Origin of the sequence: Salinivibrio sp. VYel1 (assembly GCF_009377945.1) — a bacterium.
Lineage (GTDB): Bacteria > Pseudomonadota > Gammaproteobacteria > Enterobacterales > Vibrionaceae > Salinivibrio > Salinivibrio siamensis.
In genome coordinates, this window is sequence record NZ_RSAM01000001.1 from 551,338 (window position 1) to 569,926 (window position 18,589).

The following is an 18,589-nucleotide window of genomic DNA, read 5'->3' on the forward strand; positions in this document are numbered from 1 at the left end:
TTGATGGGTTTATTACTTGGTGATGATCTCAATACGCTCTGCCATCGACATGGCGATGTTGTTGTCGTAATACGCGGCTTCATTAATAAAATGTGGGTACGCAACATAGTCGCCTTGCCATGTTTGCTCGCTGCCATCAAACAAGATAAAGAGTGGATCCCCTGGATTCACCGGAGCGAAGTCTTTGTCTTGAACGTGTTGATGCACCATACCAATGCGTTCCCCAGATGCATCCTGAGGTAAGTGCAGTGTTTCTGTGTAACGGAACCCAGTGATCTTTTCCGGCAATTCAGGCACTTGGTCGATATTAAATAAATGAACGAAGTCAAGAATGTGCGTGGTCATTTCATGCATCGATTCCATCACATCATGGCGCAGCACCGATTGAGGTTGGGGGCCAATTTCAACGATCACACCTTGTTTGGCTACCGAGCACAAGAAGGCTTGCTGAATGGGCTCAATATGATCTTCGACTAAGATAACCGCATCTGGCATGCGTTCGCTGACATAGGCGGCTAACTGGGTATTGAAGGTGTCTAGGGTCAATAGGATTAACGTCGGGCCCATATTGCTAGTGGTATTGTGCAAATCAATAATTAAATCCACCCGCGGATCGCCTTTGGGGCCGAGTTGCTGGTTGAGGGCTTTAGCGCGACTTTGCTCGTAGTTTGCCAAGCTGTAGTCAGCCAGTAGTTTAGGATCGAATTGGCGGTTAAGGTCGCAGTCTAGATAGCGTTTGTTGGCGCTATAAGCAGGGGGGTTCGCAAACACATGTTCGGTGGAAAAACTATCGCGGGCTGTGATTGCTGAGTTGGATTGCCACTGTTTTAGTGCGTAAATACCGCTAAACTCATTACCGTGGGTGCCACCAACAATAGCAACGTTACTAAACCGACTCATGAAAGCTCCTGATATGTGAAGAATAATCGCATGGATTTGTCTATTTACACAGCTTAGCACTAACCACTCGATAGGTTAATAGCATAATTTTTCTTTATTAATGCTTTTCTATTCACTTGATCGCGAGTTGGTAGTGGAGGTCCTATGCTTTTTCGAGTCAGTTCACACTTCAGCTGAGTGGAAATCGTTAGCCTAGCGGAAGACGATACAAAGAGGTGAACAATGAAAACGGTATTTCCTGAGCATTTTTTATGGGGTGGCGCGGTAGCGGCTCATCAAGTTGAGGGGGGATGGGATTGCGACGGTAAAGGCGTCAGCATTGTGGATGTGCTGACCAAAGGTGCCCATGGTACACCGCGCAAAATTACCCAGCGTGTTGAAGAACATGAAGCCTATCCGAACCATGATGCTGTAGACTTTTATCATCGCTACCGTGAAGACATTGATCTCTTTGCGGAGATGGGTTTTAAGTGTTTTCGCACGTCTATCGCGTGGTCGAGAATATTTCCTCTTGGTGATGAGCTCACGCCGAATGAAGCGGGCCTTGCCTTTTATGATGACCTTATTGACTACCTATTAGATAAAGGGATTGAACCTGTCATTACGCTTTCTCATTTTGAGATGCCCCAGCACCTTGTCACCCAATACGGGGGCTGGGCTCACCGAGATGTGATTGAGTTTTTCGTGCGGTTTTGCGAGACCGTAATGACTCGCTATCGCGACAAAGTCTCCTATTGGATTACCTTTAACGAGATCAACAACCAGCTCAACTGGGACTATCCGCTATTTGGCTATTGTAATTCAGGTGTGGTTTTTACCGAGCACGATCATCCCGAACAGAGACTCTATCAAGTGCTACATCATCAATTCGTCGCCAGTGCCAAAGTGGTGTCTCTAGGGCATGTGATTAATCCGGATTTTAAAATAGGTAGCATGATCCACATGATGCCGTTGTATCCGGCGAGTTGTCACCCTGATGATATGTTGGCGTCACAGCAAGCGATGCGTGACAAATATTTATGCAGCGATGTGCAGTTGCGAGGCCACTACCCACACTATATTTGGCCGCAATGGGCCAGCAAAGGGATCGAGGTCAACATGCAACAAGAGGATGCAACGATTCTTAAAAACGGCTGTGCGGACTTTTTGGCGATCAGCTACTACATGACGAATATCGTAGATGCCAATCCGCCAGAAGAAGATGAAAATGCTTTATTCAGTGCAAGCCGATTGAATCCGCATCTACCCGCTTCGGACTGGGGCTGGCAAATTGATCCCAAAGGTCTACGCTTTGCGCTTTCTGAGCTGTATGAGCGTTACGAAAAACCGATTTTTGTGGTGGAGAATGGGCTTGGCGCGACAGATAAGCGTGAAACCTCAGGGGAAATCAATGATGATTACCGAATCAGCTATTTATCACAACATATTGAGGCGCTCGCGGATGCCATTTGGCAAGATGGCGTTGAGGTGATTGGCTATACGCCATGGGGCTGTCTCGATTGTGTGTCCTTTACCACGGGCGAATATCGCAAACGCTATGGTTTCATCTACGTTGACCGTCATGATGATGGCAGTGGCGACTTTTCTCGCCATCGTAAAAAGAGCTTTTACTGGTATCAAAACGTGATTAAGAACAATGGGTTGATAGAGTAAAGGCTCTGGTAGAATCGCAGTAAGACGAGAAGGGGCGCCTAGAGCGTCCCTTTTATAACTATCGGTAAAGTCATTGCATCGAGGTATGCGATTTTTACCGTTTTAGCGCTAAAGCCTCGCCCGCCAAGGGAGAGAAGTTAGAGATTGGGTTGGTAGTCGACCTCAATCACTTCTCCATATTCAATCCCTTGCTCACGATAACCCACTAAGCTCTCAATCACATTAAAATGCGCGATAACCGCAATCGTATTGTAGTCTTGATAGGTGTCGAGCACAGATGTCACTCGGCGATATAACGCGGTCGCGGACTCATAACCTGCATTGGTCACTTCATTTCCATTAGCAAACAGTTCTCGATACTCAATCCAGCGTCGATCGCGCTCAGAAAGAGGAATATAGCTCCCTTTGATATCCGCTTGCCACTCGCGGAGGTCATGCTCGACAAACAGTTCTTTTTGCAATTGCCGGTTGAGGATTTCTGCTGTTTGTAAGGCACGTGTGTAGGGCGAAGAGAGGATGATGTCTGCGTGTTGTAAACTCGGGTGATCGGCTAGCGATTGAATAGCGGGAATACATGCACGTTGGAGTGGTGCATAGTCTTTTTCCAGTTGGCTCATTTGGCGAGCATCGGCCAAAGAGTAATCGGTTTTTCCGTGACGGACAAAGACGACTTTCATAGGGCTTCCTTTTCTGCGTCGACAGCGTCTGAAGCGCTGCTTCTTGAGTCGGTGACATTTTTATTATCCGGATAATGAGGCGAGACACCCGCTTGGCGGGTGGTCAACATATCGCTTACGAGGGTTGTAGCATACCGTCATCGGACTGTCATGACTCACCCGTGGGATTGAGAGGAGGGCGTGAGCAAGCTCGCTATTTTTCTCTGGTTTGATCTAATATTTTGGTGCGATCACGGCCTTCTTCTTTGGCTTGATATAGACGCTGATCAGCCATTTCGAGTAGGTATGAGTCCGTGGTTTCGCGAGTTGGGAGCGTAATAATGCCACCGATACTGACAGTGATTTTGTCACCATCTGGGTTTTTCTTGTGCTCGATATCAAGCTTGGCAATTTCAGCGCGAATGGTTTCGGCCAGCTGAGTTAACTTCGAGGCATAGCGCGTTGAGAGCGTGATCGCAAACTCCTCGCCCCCAAAGCGTGCCACGGAACCATGAAAGCGTTCCGTTTGTGTAAGCAGCACGCGCGCGATTTGGGTGAGAACGTCATCGCCTTTGAGGTGACCGTATTCATCGTTATACGCTTTAAAATGATCGACATCGATCATCATGACGGCGACAGGTAACCGGCTGGCGATGCCATGTTGGATATGGTTTTTGAGCTCACGTTTAAACGGTCTTCGATTACTTAACCGGGTGAGGTCATCGGTTTCTGCTTGTACTTTCAACTTTTCATTGGCGACAATCAGCTCTTCTTGTAGCTCTTCCATGGCGTAATGGTTTCGTTCACGGATCATCACTTCACTGATGGCGGTCGCGAAACGTTTTAAAAGCAATGTCTTATTGTTATCCCAGATGAAGGGTAGACGGCGATTTGCCACTGTAATCATACCAAAGCTTTTTCTACCGTCGGTTAGCGGAAAAGCGGCAAACGATAAAATATGCCGTTGGCGCAACCAAGAGCGCTCGTTAATTGCATTATCGCCGAGCTGGCCGACATGGGGAACGACCAGTGCGTCGGTATCAGCCAGCCACCGTTTTATCATGTGCATATCGCTTAAATCGACGGTCTGGGGGGCAAAATCAATCTCTTGTGGCCAGTAACAACGACGTTCAGCGCGAAATGCGTCAAAGGCATACCAGCCAATCGCCTCAACGCCGAGTAATGACGCCATATCGGGAAAAATTTTCTCTACGTCTTCAGTAATATATTGCGAGTCTGCACGTAAAAATTGAATTGAAATATCGGCCAGTAGAGAGCTAGCGTTTGATTGCCAATTGAGGGCTTTGGTGCGTTGCTCGACTTGCTCTTTCAATAAAGTTTGATGTTGACGAAGTTCACGCTCTGTCACGCGTTTTTGTAGAAAGTCGTCTCTGATACGCGATTGCATCGCATTGATTGAGCGAGACACTTTACCTATTTCGTCATTACGTTGAATCAACGAGAGTGGCACACTCGTTTGGTTGGCCTTGTCGGTTTGGTAGTAATCGAGCGTATTTGACAGCTGTTGGAGTGGGCGCGAGCACAGCCGATGGATAACCCACAAAATCAGCAGAGTGATGATAAAGGTTTCAGTAAAATGGACGACAGCGACAGGCACGGCGCCTGTGAAGGCATCGCGTTTAATCGCACTGCGATCGAGCACAATGTTCAGGGTGCCAATATTGTTACCTTGAACGCTCAACAATGACTGATGATTGGCGTCACAGTCCTCACTGGTATTATTGACTTCAGTGATGTGTGTGCCATCAACACCTTTTACCTCGACGCGACAAATGGTGGGGATCATCGACAATCCCTTTACACTGCGGCGCACAAGCTCTAAATCAACGACCCACAATGCATGGCTAATCACGCGAGCCGAGTTATGGCTCCGGCTCTCTACCAGTTGTGTGGTCGTAGCCAGTGTGCGCTGGTAGTTGATGTACATCTGCGTCAGTGTACTCCCTACCGCAAACAGTAAGCTAATCGCGAGCACAACGAAGGCGACGCGCGCTTGAAGACCGCGCAAGTTTACATCGCGTTTTATCACTTAGTTATCCATTTGGGTTGTGGTTGAATGACAATGGCTTTCAATCCCTTTCGCCATGTTCAAAAACGAGATTTGATCCCACGCCTGCTCGCGCAACTGTAAGAAAAAAGCGGAGCCAGGTTCAATTAAGTGAAACAACTGTCCAGCGCATTGCGGTGGTAACGGCCAACCTTTATCGTGAGCGTAAATGCGGCTCAATGCAAGGCCAGCGGCTTTAAAGTGCCCGCCCCCAAGGGCTGAAATGTCGCCTTTTTCTCGCAAAGAGAGCACGCGCTCGGAGGTATTGACCGTGGCAAAATAGATGTCATCGCCGGGCGTTTTTCCTGCTTGCCGTGCGGCTTTCATCGCGCCAAACGCCATATGATCGTTGGCCGTCCACACATAGCGCACATTTGGGTAGCGTTGCAACAAGGTATGCATTTGCTCTTGGCTGATGGACTCATTCCACTGACCATGAACAACTTGATGTAAGGTAATGTCTGAGCGTTCAACGAAAAAGCGCTTGCCGCCCGCTTCGCGTTGGACGGATGCGGGGGTGGTAAGATCACCTGAAATCATGACGGCTTCGCCGGGCGCATTATCGCCTGCTTGCACCATGGCTTCGGCGATCGCATAGCCTATCGAATGATTGTTGGGAATAATGCTCGGCAGTAAGTATTGTTGCCAATGTGGGTCTTGGAAGAGCTTGGTTTTGGTCTGCTGATCGACATCATTCAAGATAAGTTGTACATAAATAGGATACTTTCTCAGTATAGGAAGTAGGTTTTTGGCCGCCAGCTTTTCATTCACGATGATAATGTAATCAGGGTGGGTCGGTTTACTCAACGTTGCGGCGAGTATTTGACGCACGGCAAAATGATTGCGATCGGCGTGGCGAATCGTTAGGTCAATATTTAATGCTGAGGCAGCGCTATTGGCATATTCATCTACGTCCTGCCAGAAGCTTTCCGTTGCATAACCGGGATTAATAAATAGTACACGGGGCTGAGCCTGTTCAGCATGAACGTGCGCACTGAACATCATGTATATAGAAACAACACACCACAAAATCAGTTTTCTACACATGTAGGGAAGGGTCCTCTCCATTGGCCACCTCTGTTAAGGATAGCGCATATGTATACGCTTGATTGCGGTAGGTTTATCATTGTCTGTAATTCGTTCAGATAGCCGCTGTTTGACACGTAAATTTTATTGGGCAAGAGAAAGCATATACGGCATCATAGTTATGTAGACTAGAGTGCCAGTCAATGGCGAACAAAATGATAACAATGCAATGAAATCTTACTACGATAAGAAGAAATTTAAGCGGCATTTTCCGATGGATTTTTATGGTGAGAGTGAAGGCTGGCAGTTTGCAGTGCGCGCCTTGTCTCCCACGCAAGTCTTATCGGCGAAAAGCTGGGTGGCGCGATTGAGCTGTCGTCGCCGAGACTTTCGGCTCGTTGATTTGGCGATTGACCGCTTCCACTTTTTGAGTGGCGGCGATGAGCAGATGCGTTTCACGGGGGTGGATTTGGGCACTAAAGTGAGTATTCGCCGGCAAGGGCAAATCGTCACTGTCGACGCCCTTAATCACCGCTATGGTGCTTTGACAGCAAACGTCCAGCCGTCAATTTCAACCGCGTGCATAGAGCCTGCGAGCAAGATCGTACTCTCTTAATAGGCGTCTCCTTGGCGGTTTGCATCAGTGCCATACTGAGAAAAAAGGTGGGAACTCATGACGTTTATTGTGATTATCGTGCTTAGCATTCTTGGTGGTTTGTTGGCGGGTGAGCACTTCCATTCTTATCTTCTTGGGCTGGGCGTCGCCAGTACAGCGGTGGGTGCTTGCTATTGGATCACGTTTCGTAGCAGTCATTACCCCCAGTTTGCGCTGTTTTTGTTGTTGCTCGGGGTAGTCGCTAAGATTGCCGTCACAGCGGCGGGTGTACTGCTCGGGTTAAAACATGCGTTGATCACCTCGCCTTTGGTCTTTTCGCTTTCGTATTTGTTTTTCTTGTTCGCCTCGACCTATTGCTATTTTCGCTGTCGTGAATATTGGCTCACGCGCTTGCGTCATAAAGACTTACAGTAACGGGCTCGGCGGTGTTCAGTGTGATCGTTAACGAGGGATGGTATTGGTGATGTACTCAACGAAGCGATTGACGCTACGCCCATGGCAAGTGTCCGATTTGGCCCCTTTTGCGGCACTCAATCAAGACCCCGATGTCATGCGCTATTTTCCCAGTGTGCTTTCACGCGCCCAAAGCGATGCAATGGCGGCGCATATTCAATCCAAACTGGCGGATAATGGGTTCGGATTTTGGGCGGTAGAACTGACGGAAACACGGGAATTCATTGGCTTTGTGGGGTTAAACCGTCCCACCTTCGATCTCGGCCATCAGCCGTTTGTTGAAATTGGCTGGCGTTTAGCGTCGCCACATTGGGGAAAAGGCTATGCCACTGAAGCGGCACAAAAAGCACTCGCCATCGGCTTTGAGGACGTTGAGCTTCCGGCGATTTATGCGTTTACCACCGAGAGTAACCTGCCCTCACAAGCGGTGATGAAAAAACTCGGGATGACGCCGGCTGCTCCCTTTACCTTTTTGCATCCTCATTTGGCAGCAGATCATCCGCTCGCAACGCATGTCTTATACGCGATATCGAAGCCCAGCTGGCAGGCAAACCATGCTAATTAATCGCCGGTACTATACCCGGTATGGGCAGTATTTAAAGCAACATATTCGGTTTTCAACGCGGCGGTCTTGGGTTCGCCATGATGAACATTATCACGTTGATTTTGCCGTGCCTTGCCAATAAGGGCAGAATAAAAACAAAAAGAAGAGACTGGGAGAAAGTGTGCACAAATTAGCGGATGACTTACACCAAAAACTTTTTAATGAAGAAGATGCGCGTGCCTGTAAAGACATTGATGGCAGTGCGTGCCGTGAGGTTCCGGGCAATTTTTTCCGCATCATCGTTAGCCAAGGACTCACCAAAATTGGCGACGCGGTATCTAACCCGAAAATTGTCTTGCCAGCGCTTCTCACCGCAGTGGGCGCCCCCTTGGCGTTAATTGGCTTATTGGTGCCAATACGAGAGGCGGGCTCGTTAGTGCCTCAGTTGGGTATCGCCGGTTATGTCCGCCAATTTGCGGTACGTAAGTGGGCATGGGTGGCGGGCTCTGTCATTCAAGGGGCGTGTATCCTAGCCATGGCGATCGCTGCGTTACTTTTAACCGGTCAAGTAGCCGGCTGGAGCATTATCGGCTTGCTGGTGGTATTTAGTTTGGCGCGAGGCTTGTGCTCGGTCGCCTCGAAAGATGTGTTAGGGAAAACCATCCCTAAGCCGCAACGAGGGCGCCTGAACGGGTGGTCGTCAAGCTTGGCGGGGGCGGTGACGATTGCCGCCGGTGTCGGATTATTCAGTGTCTCGGATCAGCAGCATGTGTGGGTCTATTGCGCGCTACTGGCGTTCGGTGCAGTACTTTGGTGGATTGCCGCAGCGGTTTACAGCCAAGTTGATGAATACGAAGGGGCCACAGAAGGCGGTGCCAATGCGCTCACGCATGCGCTTTCTAAACTGCGCTTGTTGGTGGATGATAGACGTCTACGCCACTTTGTGATCACCCGTTCACTGTTACTCTGTTCGGCCCTATCCGCGCCCTATTATGTGCTGTTAGCCAGTCAGCATAGCCAAGCGCTGGCGATCACCACCGCAAGCTTTGTCGCGATTAGTGGCATCGCAAGCTTGTTGTCGGCTCCTTTTTGGGGGCTATTTGCCGATCGCTCCAGCCGCCAAGTGATGATAATGGCTGCGGTGGTGACGGCGTTATTGGGGCTGGTGGTAGTGAGTATTAGTCTCTGGTATCCCGCGCTTTTTTCTTTGGCGTGGGTACTTCCTGGCGTCTACTTTGTCCTGACTATTGCTCACGAGGGTGTACGCCTTGGGCGTAAAACCTACATTGTGAACATGGCCGAGGGCAATCAGCGCACCGATTATGTCTCGGTCAGCAACACCTTGATTGGTTTCGTGCTCTTATTCATGGGTAGCGTCACGGCATGGTTGAGTCAGTGGGGGTTGATGGTGGTGATTGCGGTGTTATCGGCGCTTGGCTTGCTGGGGGCATTGATGGCACGCGCGCTGCCAGAAGTAGAAAGATAAGCCGGCGGGCGGAATAGAAAAAGGCGCTAGTGATTAGCGCCTTTTGGCCTGTTGTTGCAGGTTAAACCTTAAATTGGCTCACCAGACGTTTGAGCTCTTCGCCTGTCTGGTTTAAGTCAGTCGCCGCTTGTGCCGAGTCATTACTGGCGTTGAGTAGCTGGCTCACAATGTCGCGAATCGATACCAGATTACGGTGAATGTCTTCGGTCACCGTGGTTTGTTCCGAGGCAGCCGAGGCAATATAGCTGGTCATGTCATTGATTTGTGTGATTGCATTACTTACTGAATCAATGCCGCTACCAATTTCGTTGGATGCCTCCGAGGTTTGCTGGCAGGTATCGTTACTTTGCTTCATCCCATCTACAGCTTGATTAACGTACGACTGTAGCTCATCCAGCATTTCGCGAATTTCGTGGGTGCTCTTTTGCGTGCGGCTTGCGAGGGTTCTCACCTCATCAGCGACCACCGCAAACCCGCGACCTTGTTCACCTGCACGTGCGGCCTCAATGGCAGCGTTAAGTGCCAGCAAGTTGGTTTGTTCAGCAATATCGCCAATCACAGAAAGCACGCCAGTAATTTTATGGGACTGCTCATTCAGCGAATCCACATGTGTACTCGAGGTATTCATTTGCTCGACCAGCGCTTGCATCGAGGTGATCGAGAATTGAACTTTCTCCTGGGCGTGACGCGCGTCGTCAGTAGCTGCACTGGTGGCATCAGCTACTTGGGTGGCGTTCTGTGACACCTCTTGCGCAGCCGAGCTCATCTGGGTAACAGCGGTGACCACTTGTTCAGTCTCGTTATCGTGAGTCTGTAATTGCGTGGCAACCATCTGGGTTTGCTCGTCAATCGTGCGTGCGGTGTGGCTCACTTTTTCCGTGACATCCACCACGCTACGTATGGTGGTTTGTAGCTTATCGATAAAGCGGTTAAACGCATCCCCAAGCAGAGCAATTTCGTCACTGCCTTTAATTTTCAGGCGCTGGGTCAGGTCGCCATCACCGTCGGCAATATCATTGAGGTTGTCCAGCATGTCTTTCACCGGCGTTGACATCCGTTGGGCAACAAAGGCGACGGCAACGAACGTAATGATCAAAATAAGAATACCCGCAATGACCATGTGCGCAGTTTGTGCCGCTAATGCTTCCTCTGCATTTTCACGGAAATCGGTAACGCGTGCCTCAATATCGTCAATGTACGCCCCAGTACCCAACATCCATTGGCCGTTATTGACCATATCGGCATAGCCAATCTTTTCGATCAGTTCATCGGTACCCGGTTTTTGATAGAGGTAGGTGAAGGTGCCATCACCGCTTTGCGCCGCTTCGAGCAAACCCACGATAATTTTGTTGCCCTTGGGATCAGTAAGATTGATCAAGGACCGGCCTTCTAGCTCTGGCTTTAAGGCATGGAATACGTTGTTGCCTTGTTTATCGTAGATGTAAAAGTAGCCAGCCTTACCAAAGGTCACTTCGCGAAGTGCGTCTTTGACATTTTGCGTAGCATCTCCGCCCGCTTGTTGTGCGTTTTTTACTACAGTCGCGGCAATTTCTGTGGCTTCGCGAAGCTGCATTTTTCGCTCATCAATTAATTTGGTTCGAAAAGTGGCAATGTTCTCTTCGACCAGCTCTCGCTCGTAATAGGTAGTGATAAACAACGTAACGAGAATGGATAATACCAAGGGTACGATGGCAAGCACTAAGAGCTTTCCGCGCAGCATTAACTTCAACATACCGGATACCTTGTGTTAATTATGGTTTCGAATTCGCTAAAGTATGGAAGACATTTTTTCCGTTTGCCGCGCAAAAAGCCCTTTTATTTGATGTGGATTGGGAAACATTCTGCAATCTTTTACATCTGTCTAACTCATTATGTACAAGAGATTGCGATAACTATCTGATTCATCACTGGTAAGTAAGTATAAGCCATTTTTCACTCACCCCTCTTACCTCTTTATCCCACAAGCAGGCCCAACGCACGCTTAACGTTCTGGCATGTTTGGTCTGTCTGTATACGCGCCTTTTTTTGCCCGTCTTTTAGGACACCATACAAGTAATCAGGGGCGTTCATTAGTGCTTTTCGCCGTTCTCGAATGGGCGATATCAGGGAGATTAAGCTATCGGTCAGCACGTTTTTCACTGTCATATCCCCTAGACCTCCGCGCTGATAATGTGCTTTGAGTTCGGCGACGTGTTGAGCGTCAGGGTGGAAAGCGTCCAAATAGGTAAAAACGACATTGCCTTCGACTCGGCCGGGGTCTGAGACGCGTAGGTGTTGAGGGTCTGTGTACATGGATCGCACCGCGTCACGTATGGTGTCATTGTCATCGCTAAGATAGATGGCGTTACCCAAAGATTTTGACATCTTGCTTTTACCATCAACACCCGGCAAGCGTGATGCTTTGCTGGTGAGTGCACGACATTCGCGTAATACAGGCTCGCCGACAACGTGATTAAATTTGCGCACAATGTCGTTGGTTTGCTCGATCATAGGAAGTTGATCATCGCCTATTGGCACGAGGTTAGCGCCAAATGCGGTGATGTCGGCGGCTTGACTGATTGGGTAGGTTAAAAAACCGACGGGAACTTGCTGTCCAAACTGCTTGTCGTTGATTTCGTGTTTTACCGTGGGGTTGCGGACCAGTCGTGCGTAACTCACTAAATTACTATAAAACATGGTGAGTTCTGCGAGCGCAGGAAGTTGGGATTGCTGACAAATTGTGACCTTATCAGGGTCAAGCCCAACCGCGAGATAGTCCGCGACCAAGCCTAAAATATGCGTGGCGACGTGACCTGGTTGATGACCATTGTCGGTTAATCCCTGCATATCTGCGACCAGAATGGTTTGAGCACATTGTCCTTGTAACGCAAGTCGTTGGCTAAGTGAGCCACTGTAATGACCAAGATGTAAGCGGCCAGTGGCGCGATCGCCGGTCAGAATAACGTCGTTTTTGTCGATAGCGTTTTTGTCGATAGAGTAGGGGGTGTGCATTGGTGTCTCCTTGAGGATAAAAGCCGACGGAGACAGGGAAGTTGAAAACGACTCATTGACTGCCTACCGGCGGCCAATGAATACCCAGACTCAATGGCACGCTAAAGCGCGCGCCACCACTGGGTGCGAAAAATCAATAGAGTGTGTGTATCAAATACTGTTTTCATAGTGGTTTAAACTATCAGTCTTATGAGTACGACACAAGACTCACATCCTGACTATTTTGTTGGTTTATCCGCGGGTTAAAAAGCCGTAAGGTAAAGTAAATTCAGTGAAATCGAGGGAGTGATGAAACTAAACGCAGACATGGGTGAAAGCTTTGGTGCGTGGTCGATGGGGATGGATAGCGCGCTAATGCCGTGGATTGATATGGCCAATATCGCGTGTGGTTTTCATGCCTCAGATCCTGATGTAATGGCCGCCACGGTGGCACTCGCAGTAAAGCACAATGTGAGTATTGGTGCTCATCCCGGCTACGCCGATAAGCAGGGCTTTGGCCGCCGTCATATTGATCATACCCCTGCACAAATTAGTCACCTTGTTCGCTATCAAATTGGCGCGTTACAAGGGATCTGTGCACGCTTTAATGCGAGCCTTGATTATGTGAAGCCCCATGGTGCGCTGTATAACACCATGATGGTGGACAATGATTGCTTTGAAGCGGTGTTGGCTGCGGTGGCTGATACGCTGCCCAATACGCCATTAATGGTGTTGGCATTGCCTGATAACCGTCAGCATCGCCAGCTTGCCCAACAAGTCGGTGTGCCGCTGATTTTTGAGGCCTTTGCTGATAGAGCCTACCTGGCGTCAGGGCAATTAGCGCCGCGCGGTCAACCGGGAGCGGTGTTAGATGACGCTAACGCGATGATTGCGCAGGTGTTGCAGCTATCTCAACATGGCACGGTGACAACCCTTGAGGGGCAAACGCTCACCCTATCGCCGGATACGGTGTGTGTGCATGGAGATAATCCACAATCGGTCGAGGCGATAAAACAACTCAGAAAGGCCTTAACACCATGACACTCAAGGTTGAGCAGGTCAGTGAAACCACGGTAATGATCCGGTTGGGCAATAAGATCGATCTTGCCTTAGTTCCACAGTTATCTGCGCTGTGTGAGCGAATCCGCCAATACTTTGGCCGTGGTGTGGTTGAGTTAATTCCCGCCTACACCAGCGTTCTAGTAGAAGTGAATGTTCACTTGCTTCCGCCAGAAAAGTTGAAAACGTGGGTGATGAACCAAGGCGAATCACTGCGAGTCACAAGTGACTTTGGTGACGGAAAACACGTGACGTTGCCGGTGTATTATCACCCTTCGGTTGGGCCCGATCTGGCTGCGGTCGCCGAGTTTGCCGGCGTGAGTGAGCAAGAGGTGATTGCGCGACACAGCCAACGAACTTACACCGTCTGTGCGATTGGTTTCGCGCCCGGCTTTGCCTTTCTTGCGTCGGTGGATGAGACGATAGCCATGCCGCGGCATACCACGCCTCGCCATCAGATCCCCGCCGGCAGTGTGGGCATTGCACAACAGCAAACCGCGGTGTATCCGGCGGCGTCGCCCGCAGGCTGGCAAATTATTGGTAACTGTCCCAAGGTGCTATTCAATCCCCGTCAATCGCCCATGATGCCGTTTGATGTAGGTGATACCGTCCGTTTTGAGCCAATGTCAGAGTCTGATTACCGCGCGGCAGGAGGTCAATGGTGGCAGGATTAACGGTGCTTGACCCCGGCGTATTGAGCTTGGTGCAAGACACAGGGCGCTATGGGGTGGGCCAGCTTGGCTTAAGCCAAGGCGGCCCAGTCGATTGCCATGCATTTGCTTGGGCGAATTATTTACTCGATAACCCCGCCAATACACCGCTTGTCGAGATAACCATGGGTCAAGCACGTTTTCGTGCTGATCACGCGATGTCGATCGCTATCACCGGCGCAGACATGCAACCTTGCATCAATGGTCAGCGCGTGGGTATGTGGCAGACGTTGACGCTAAATGCGGGTGATGAATTGCGTTTACGCTACGCGCGCCGTGGTTTGCGGGCCTATCTCGCGGTGTGTGGCGGCTGGGCGGTCGATGGGGCATTTGGCAGTGCTGCGACGGTGATGCGCAATCAACTCGGCGGCCTGCATTCCGGATTAGGTGAACAGGCGGGAGGCATGGCGCTCACCAAAGGAGATGTATTGCCTTGCCGACCGCATGCGCTGTTGCCGAGGGTGCGCGGTGTACCGACACGTTTTATTCCTGACTACAACGCCCTGACCCCACTGGCGCTTGTGCCGGGGTATCAATTTGATAGCTTCAGCGCCGAGGCGCTAACGGCATTTTTTGATGGTGAATACACAGTCGATCAGCACAGTGATCGTATGGGCGTGCGGCTCAATGGACCGAGCGTCGTGAGCAAGCAACCGGGTATTGTTTCCGAAGGCATTGCACTCGGCGCCGTGCAAGTACCCCCGGATGGTCAGCCGATTGTGTTGCTCAACGATCGGCAAACACTCGGTGGTTATCCTAAGCTTGGCTGTTTAACCCGTGCCAGCTTGAGCATGTTGGCGCAAACGCCACCCGGTCAGGCCGTGCGCTTTTATCCAGCGCGGCTGGCGGATGCATCGGCGCAATGGCAAGAGTTTGTGCAGTTTTTTGACTGGATATAGCCTGCAGAAAATGGATAGATGAGCCTCTGGAAGACAGAGGCTCATAAACGGATAGGCCTTAACGTGCAAGCGACGGACTAGCGGAAACGGCTGATTTGCTCGAGGGCTTTTTCCATTTGCGCAAAGTCAGGTGACGCGTTTTCTATGGGTCGGTTGGTATTATCCATGTATTGATATTGCCCTCCTGCACCCACTTCTAAAATAGTGTCGTCGGTCACTAACGCATAGCCGCTGTAGTTTGACGATAACACCCAATCTTGGCCAGGATTTGGCGCAAGTAAGTCATGACCAATCGCGTAGCTGGCCGGATCGGATGTTACGCCTAAATAATGCTTCATCAGGGTGGGCGCAACATCTTGGTGGCTGGTTAGCTGCTTGCCAGTATCTACCTGTTTTGCATCGATGCCGGGGCCGACCATCGCGAAAGGCACATGAATTTGTGGGTCAGTAAAATTACTATTATGCCCCCAAAAATTCAGTTGGTTGTCGTTCATTTCTTGGCCGTGATCGCCGGTAACAACAATCAAGGTATTATCGAACTCTCCGCTTTGTTTTAGCTCCTCAATGACCTTGGCCACCAAGCTATCAACGTAGCGCACGCTGGTCTTATAGCGATTGAAAAACGGTGTCGGGTCTGTCTCGTTATTTAGCTTGAGGTAGTTAATTTCGTCCAACATTGGTTGATACTTGGGAGTAAAGTCCGCAGGAAAATCATAGCCATGGGGCGCATCGTAAAACAAAAACGAGAAGGTGGGACGATTGGGGTCACGCTTTTGGTGCCAGCGGATCCAATCTTGAGTGAGATCTGCGTCGAGCTCGGCGGGAGAGTCGCCCTCAGAGCCGTTACGTAAATCGGACACCTTGGCAAACACGGTTTGGTTGAATTCCGGCTTTTCCAATTGCGCGGCGGTAAAAATACCCAGTTGATAATCGAGCGCTTGCAGGCGGTCCATCAGCACCGGAGATTGCTGATTGGCAAGAAAACTGTGCCAATAGGTGCCCGGCATGCCATAAAACAGGCCAAAAATGCCGGTACGGGTGGCGTTCCCCGTCGCAAGATGATGTGAATAGGTACGACCATTTTGTGCCAGTGCCCAAAGGTTGGGCGTGTTGTCAGCATTGAAGGTATCCGCGCGCCATGAGTCAACCACCAAAAACATGATATTTACCGGTTGTTCAACATGGATGGTTTCTAATGGTGAAAGCGGGTAGTTAAGGTCGGCTTCGCGATCTACATCCATCGCCTTTTGGCGCGCTAGAGCTTGTTCATCAATCCAGCCATTTTTGCGCATCATACTGTTGGCGGTAGCTGGATAGAAAAGTGGCAAATAACGTTTTACCGTTGTCACGGGTTGGTACGCATAGGCCGCAGCCCAGATATGAATCCCGTGGGTGGCGAGCAAGGTAAGAAACGTGAGCAGCGCAAATTTTTTGCCGACTTTGTGCTGGTGGGAAAAACGTGTGCGCGACAACGCAGCCAAAAGTGTCCATTGCGCGGCGAGGCAGGCAATCACGCCACCTATTACCATCAGCCAAGTGATCAGCGGGAAGCTGACAATTTGCCCTGCGAGGATGAGATCTAGCACCATGGCATTAATATGGAATCGGTACTGGGCAAACACGATGGTATCGATGAAAAGCGTGATCACACCCACCGAGGCAATCAAGGCGAGCAACGGTTGGCGCACCTTGGTGGGCAGCAATAGCAGTGGCAGTGTTATCAAGCCAACAATGGCGGCAAGTAAGGCCATTTGGCTAAAGGTACTGACCACGATAAAGGTGATGCCAAGTGGTTCTGTGGGAAAGCTAGGTAGAAACGCAAAGTAGCGGCTGGCTATTGCCATTAACACAAGGGCGTTAATGGCGATGAACCAGCTGTGTGTTTGAAGTCGCGATTTAAAAGACATGATTTCTCATCACAGTTAAGTTAATCAATCGGCAACATAATGGACGCGTTGCCGGGTTGTATGACGATGTGTGTTATCGAATAAGTAGGACACCAAAGTGATGCCATAAGATGGTAAGCCAGATTACACCTGCTAAAAGCAAACTGACAAACACCGCCGCAGAGCCGATGTCCTTTGCTCTGCCACTGAGCTCATGACGCTCTTCACCCACTCTGTCGACCACGGCTTCAATGGCGGAGTTAAGCAGTTCGACGATAATCACTAACACAATGACGCCGAACATCATCAAAGATTCCATCACAGGCAATTGTAGCCAGAGTAATACGGCTAGCGCCGCAACCAACAATACAACTTCTTGACGGATCGCGGCTTCATGGTGATATGCCGCTTTTAATCCAGCCCAAGAATAGCCAGTGGCTTTAATGATACGTATCAGCCCTCGCGGCTTTTCTGAGGGGGATGTATTAGCGCCCATAAATACATTCTCGTAACAATTTGATCGATAGGCTGGCATTTTACATTTAACCGAGCCAACTGCATAATCGGCGCGATAACTTAATTGGAATTTGTTATGCCTCTGTTTACTCACGCCCCACGCTCCCTGTGTTTTTTGCGCCTATCTGCAATTGGCGATGTTTGTCATGCGGTCGCGGCGATTCAAGCCGTGCAGCGCCATTGGCCGCAGACGCAGATCACTTGGGTGGTTGGTAAAGTTGAAGCACAGCTTTTGGCCGGGCTGGAAGGGGTGGAGCTGGTGGTGTTTGATAAAAAAGCAGGCTTGGCAGGCATGCGTCACGTCTGGCGGCAGCTGAAAGGACGCCGGTTTGATGCGTTAGTGCATATGCAACTTGCTTTGCGTGCCAGTTTATTGACTATGGGGATCGGCGCGCGCTATCGCGTAGGGTTTCATCGTCACCGAGCGAAAGAGGGACAGTGGCTGTTTACCAATAAACGGATCCCCGATACCCAATCTTGCCATGTGTTAGATAGCTTTTTCGCCTTCACTCAATATTTGGGCGTGCCGGTTACGCCGCCGCAGTGGCAACTACCACTTTCTGAAGACGATCATGCCTTTGCCAAAGCGCAACTCGGTGATAAGCCTACTATCGTGATCAGTCCCGCCGCGAGTAAAGATGAGCGCAACTGGCTGCCAGAGCGCTACGCCGAATTTGCCGACTACGCGGTCGGTAAAGGTTATCAGGTGGTACTCTGTGGTTCACCGGCTGCGCGTGAAAAAACGCTGGCTGCGCGTATTATTGCCGACGCCAACGTACCACTGGTTAACTTGGTGGGACAAACCAGTCTCAAGCAATTGGCCGCGGTGCTCGCACGCGCCGATGCGGTGCTTGCCCCCGACTCTGGCCCCGCGCACATGGCGACCACCCAAGGCACGTCTGTCTTAGGCCTTTATGGCCATAGCAACCCGAAGCGAACCGGCCCTTATAACAATCTCGCGGATGTGGTCAGTGTTTATGAAACCTTTGCTGAACAGCAACATGGAAAGCCCGTTGAGCAATTGGCATGGAGCACGCGGGTGAAAGGCGATCACGTGATGGCCTCCATTGGCACTCAGCAGGTGATCGACGCCTTTGAAACCATGATGGAGAAGCAATAAAAAAGGCCCCGTGGGGCCTTTGTGGTA

General features: G+C 50.2%; 17 protein-coding genes. 9 read left to right on the forward strand and 8 right to left on the reverse strand.

What is annotated here, in order from left to right:
• Positions 1–12: 12 nt before the first annotated feature.
• Complete coding sequence (locus EHW58_RS02400) at positions 13–900, reverse strand: aspartoacylase (RefSeq protein ID WP_152794464.1); 888 nt, start codon at positions 898–900, stop codon at positions 13–15.
• A gap of 222 nt (positions 901–1,122) precedes the next feature.
• Here EHW58_RS02400 and EHW58_RS02405 point away from each other — a divergent pair, with 222 nt between their 5' ends.
• Positions 1,123–2,553 (forward strand): 6-phospho-beta-glucosidase, encoded by a 1,431-nt coding sequence (locus EHW58_RS02405; protein WP_152794467.1) that lies wholly within the window; start codon positions 1,123–1,125, stop codon positions 2,551–2,553.
• A 137-nt stretch (positions 2,554–2,690) separates the two neighbouring features.
• Here the strand turns inward: EHW58_RS02405 and EHW58_RS02410 are convergent, their stop codons facing one another.
• The 3 genes from EHW58_RS02410 to EHW58_RS02420 form a co-directional block, all read right to left on the reverse strand.
• Positions 2,691–3,230 (reverse strand): histidine phosphatase family protein, encoded by a 540-nt coding sequence (locus EHW58_RS02410; protein ID WP_077579465.1) that lies wholly within the window; start codon positions 3,228–3,230, stop codon positions 2,691–2,693.
• Positions 3,231–3,423: 193 nt separating this feature from the next.
• Entirely contained in the window at positions 3,424–5,259 is a 1,836-nt protein-coding gene (locus EHW58_RS15995; RefSeq protein ID WP_152794470.1) for a GGDEF domain-containing protein, read from the reverse strand.
• Positions 5,260–6,324, reverse strand: coding sequence for an ABC transporter substrate-binding protein (locus EHW58_RS02420; protein ID WP_194163197.1), 1,065 nt, complete (start codon positions 6,322–6,324; stop codon positions 5,260–5,262).
• Positions 6,325–6,532: 208 nt separating this feature from the next.
• Between EHW58_RS02420 and EHW58_RS02425 the strand changes: the two genes are divergently transcribed.
• The 4 genes from EHW58_RS02425 to EHW58_RS02445 all read left to right on the forward strand — a co-directional run bounded on the left by EHW58_RS02425 (position 6,533) and on the right by EHW58_RS02445 (position 9,402).
• The gene (locus tag EHW58_RS02425) at positions 6,533–6,919 is read left to right on the forward strand and encodes a hypothetical protein (protein ID WP_052708091.1); all 387 of its coding nucleotides are present in this window, start codon (positions 6,533–6,535) and stop codon (positions 6,917–6,919) included.
• A 57-nt stretch (positions 6,920–6,976) separates the two neighbouring features.
• Positions 6,977–7,333 (forward strand): NADH:ubiquinone oxidoreductase, encoded by a 357-nt coding sequence (locus EHW58_RS02430; protein WP_152794476.1) that lies wholly within the window; start codon positions 6,977–6,979, stop codon positions 7,331–7,333.
• A gap of 49 nt (positions 7,334–7,382) precedes the next feature.
• A complete protein-coding gene (locus EHW58_RS02435) occupies positions 7,383–7,937 on the forward strand; it encodes a GNAT family N-acetyltransferase (RefSeq protein ID WP_227986272.1) in 555 nt (184 codons plus the stop codon).
• Positions 7,938–8,097: 160 nt separating this feature from the next.
• Complete coding sequence (locus tag EHW58_RS02445; protein WP_370517813.1) at positions 8,098–9,402, forward strand: MFS transporter; 1,305 nt, start codon at positions 8,098–8,100, stop codon at positions 9,400–9,402.
• 61 nt (positions 9,403–9,463) lie between these two features.
• Here EHW58_RS02445 and EHW58_RS02450 read toward each other — a convergent pair whose 3' ends face one another.
• Both EHW58_RS02450 and trpS read right to left on the reverse strand, forming a co-directional pair.
• On the reverse strand, positions 9,464–11,134 hold the full coding sequence (locus EHW58_RS02450; RefSeq protein ID WP_152794483.1) for a methyl-accepting chemotaxis protein: 1,671 nt from the start codon (positions 11,132–11,134) through the stop codon (positions 9,464–9,466).
• Between the two features lie 221 nt (positions 11,135–11,355).
• Positions 11,356–12,393, reverse strand: coding sequence for a tryptophan--tRNA ligase (trpS, locus tag EHW58_RS02455; RefSeq protein WP_152794485.1), 1,038 nt, complete (start codon positions 12,391–12,393; stop codon positions 11,356–11,358).
• Positions 12,394–12,681: 288 nt separating this feature from the next.
• Here trpS and EHW58_RS02460 point away from each other — a divergent pair, with 288 nt between their 5' ends.
• Genes EHW58_RS02460 through EHW58_RS02470 form a run of 3 tightly spaced genes read left to right on the forward strand, consistent with a single transcriptional unit; the run spans position 12,682 to position 15,040 of the window.
• The gene (locus EHW58_RS02460; protein ID WP_077479629.1) at positions 12,682–13,413 is read left to right on the forward strand and encodes a 5-oxoprolinase subunit PxpA; all 732 of its coding nucleotides are present in this window, start codon (positions 12,682–12,684) and stop codon (positions 13,411–13,413) included.
• Positions 13,410–14,105, forward strand: a complete 696-nt coding sequence (pxpB, locus tag EHW58_RS02465) for a 5-oxoprolinase subunit PxpB (RefSeq protein ID WP_152794489.1) — start codon at positions 13,410–13,412, stop codon at positions 14,103–14,105. Before EHW58_RS02460 ends, pxpB begins: the two co-directional genes overlap by 4 nt.
• A complete protein-coding gene (locus tag EHW58_RS02470; protein ID WP_152794492.1) occupies positions 14,090–15,040 on the forward strand; it encodes a biotin-dependent carboxyltransferase family protein in 951 nt (316 codons plus the stop codon). Before pxpB ends, EHW58_RS02470 begins: the two co-directional genes overlap by 16 nt.
• A 77-nt stretch (positions 15,041–15,117) precedes the next feature.
• Here EHW58_RS02470 and EHW58_RS02475 read toward each other — a convergent pair whose 3' ends face one another.
• Together EHW58_RS02475 and EHW58_RS02480 are read right to left on the reverse strand one after the other, a co-directional pair.
• The gene (locus EHW58_RS02475) at positions 15,118–16,947 is read right to left on the reverse strand and encodes a DUF3413 domain-containing protein (protein ID WP_152794495.1); all 1,830 of its coding nucleotides are present in this window, start codon (positions 16,945–16,947) and stop codon (positions 15,118–15,120) included.
• Between the two features lie 73 nt (positions 16,948–17,020).
• Positions 17,021–17,422: a diacylglycerol kinase gene (locus EHW58_RS02480; RefSeq protein ID WP_077479625.1), complete on the reverse strand. Its 402-nt coding sequence runs from the start codon at positions 17,420–17,422 to the stop codon at positions 17,021–17,023.
• A 96-nt stretch (positions 17,423–17,518) separates the two neighbouring features.
• Between EHW58_RS02480 and EHW58_RS02485 the strand changes: the two genes are divergently transcribed.
• Positions 17,519–18,562 (forward strand): glycosyltransferase family 9 protein, encoded by a 1,044-nt coding sequence (locus EHW58_RS02485; protein ID WP_152794497.1) that lies wholly within the window; start codon positions 17,519–17,521, stop codon positions 18,560–18,562.
• The last annotated feature ends 27 nt before the right edge of the window (positions 18,563–18,589 follow it).

What these genes read in the sequence shown, in the direction of transcription:
- EHW58_RS02480 (WP_077479625.1), bottom strand. Translation starts at nt 17,422, where the DNA reads ATGGGCGCTAATACATCCCCCTCAGAAAAGCCGCGAGGGCTGATACGT.
- EHW58_RS02475 (WP_152794495.1), bottom strand. Translation starts at nt 16,947, where the DNA reads ATGTCTTTTAAATCGCGACTTCAAACACACAGCTGGTTCATCGCCATT.
- trpS (WP_152794485.1), bottom strand. Translation starts at nt 12,393, where the DNA reads ATGCACACCCCCTACTCTATCGACAAAAACGCTATCGACAAAAACGAC.
- pxpB (WP_152794489.1), top strand. Translation starts at nt 13,410, where the DNA reads ATGACACTCAAGGTTGAGCAGGTCAGTGAAACCACGGTAATGATCCGG.
- EHW58_RS02450 (WP_152794483.1), bottom strand. Translation starts at nt 11,134, where the DNA reads ATGTTGAAGTTAATGCTGCGCGGAAAGCTCTTAGTGCTTGCCATCGTA.
- EHW58_RS02410 (WP_077579465.1), bottom strand. Translation starts at nt 3,230, where the DNA reads ATGAAAGTCGTCTTTGTCCGTCACGGAAAAACCGATTACTCTTTGGCC.
- EHW58_RS02470 (WP_152794492.1), top strand. Translation starts at nt 14,090, where the DNA reads ATGGTGGCAGGATTAACGGTGCTTGACCCCGGCGTATTGAGCTTGGTG.
- EHW58_RS02425 (WP_052708091.1), top strand. Translation starts at nt 6,533, where the DNA reads ATGAAATCTTACTACGATAAGAAGAAATTTAAGCGGCATTTTCCGATG.
- EHW58_RS02435 (WP_227986272.1), top strand. Translation starts at nt 7,383, where the DNA reads ATGTACTCAACGAAGCGATTGACGCTACGCCCATGGCAAGTGTCCGAT.
- EHW58_RS02400 (WP_152794464.1), bottom strand. Translation starts at nt 900, where the DNA reads ATGAGTCGGTTTAGTAACGTTGCTATTGTTGGTGGCACCCACGGTAAT.
- EHW58_RS02460 (WP_077479629.1), top strand. Translation starts at nt 12,682, where the DNA reads ATGAAACTAAACGCAGACATGGGTGAAAGCTTTGGTGCGTGGTCGATG.
- EHW58_RS02405 (WP_152794467.1), top strand. Translation starts at nt 1,123, where the DNA reads ATGAAAACGGTATTTCCTGAGCATTTTTTATGGGGTGGCGCGGTAGCG.
- EHW58_RS02420 (WP_194163197.1), bottom strand. Translation starts at nt 6,324, where the DNA reads ATGTGTAGAAAACTGATTTTGTGGTGTGTTGTTTCTATATACATGATG.
- EHW58_RS02430 (WP_152794476.1), top strand. Translation starts at nt 6,977, where the DNA reads ATGACGTTTATTGTGATTATCGTGCTTAGCATTCTTGGTGGTTTGTTG.
- EHW58_RS02485 (WP_152794497.1), top strand. Translation starts at nt 17,519, where the DNA reads ATGCCTCTGTTTACTCACGCCCCACGCTCCCTGTGTTTTTTGCGCCTA.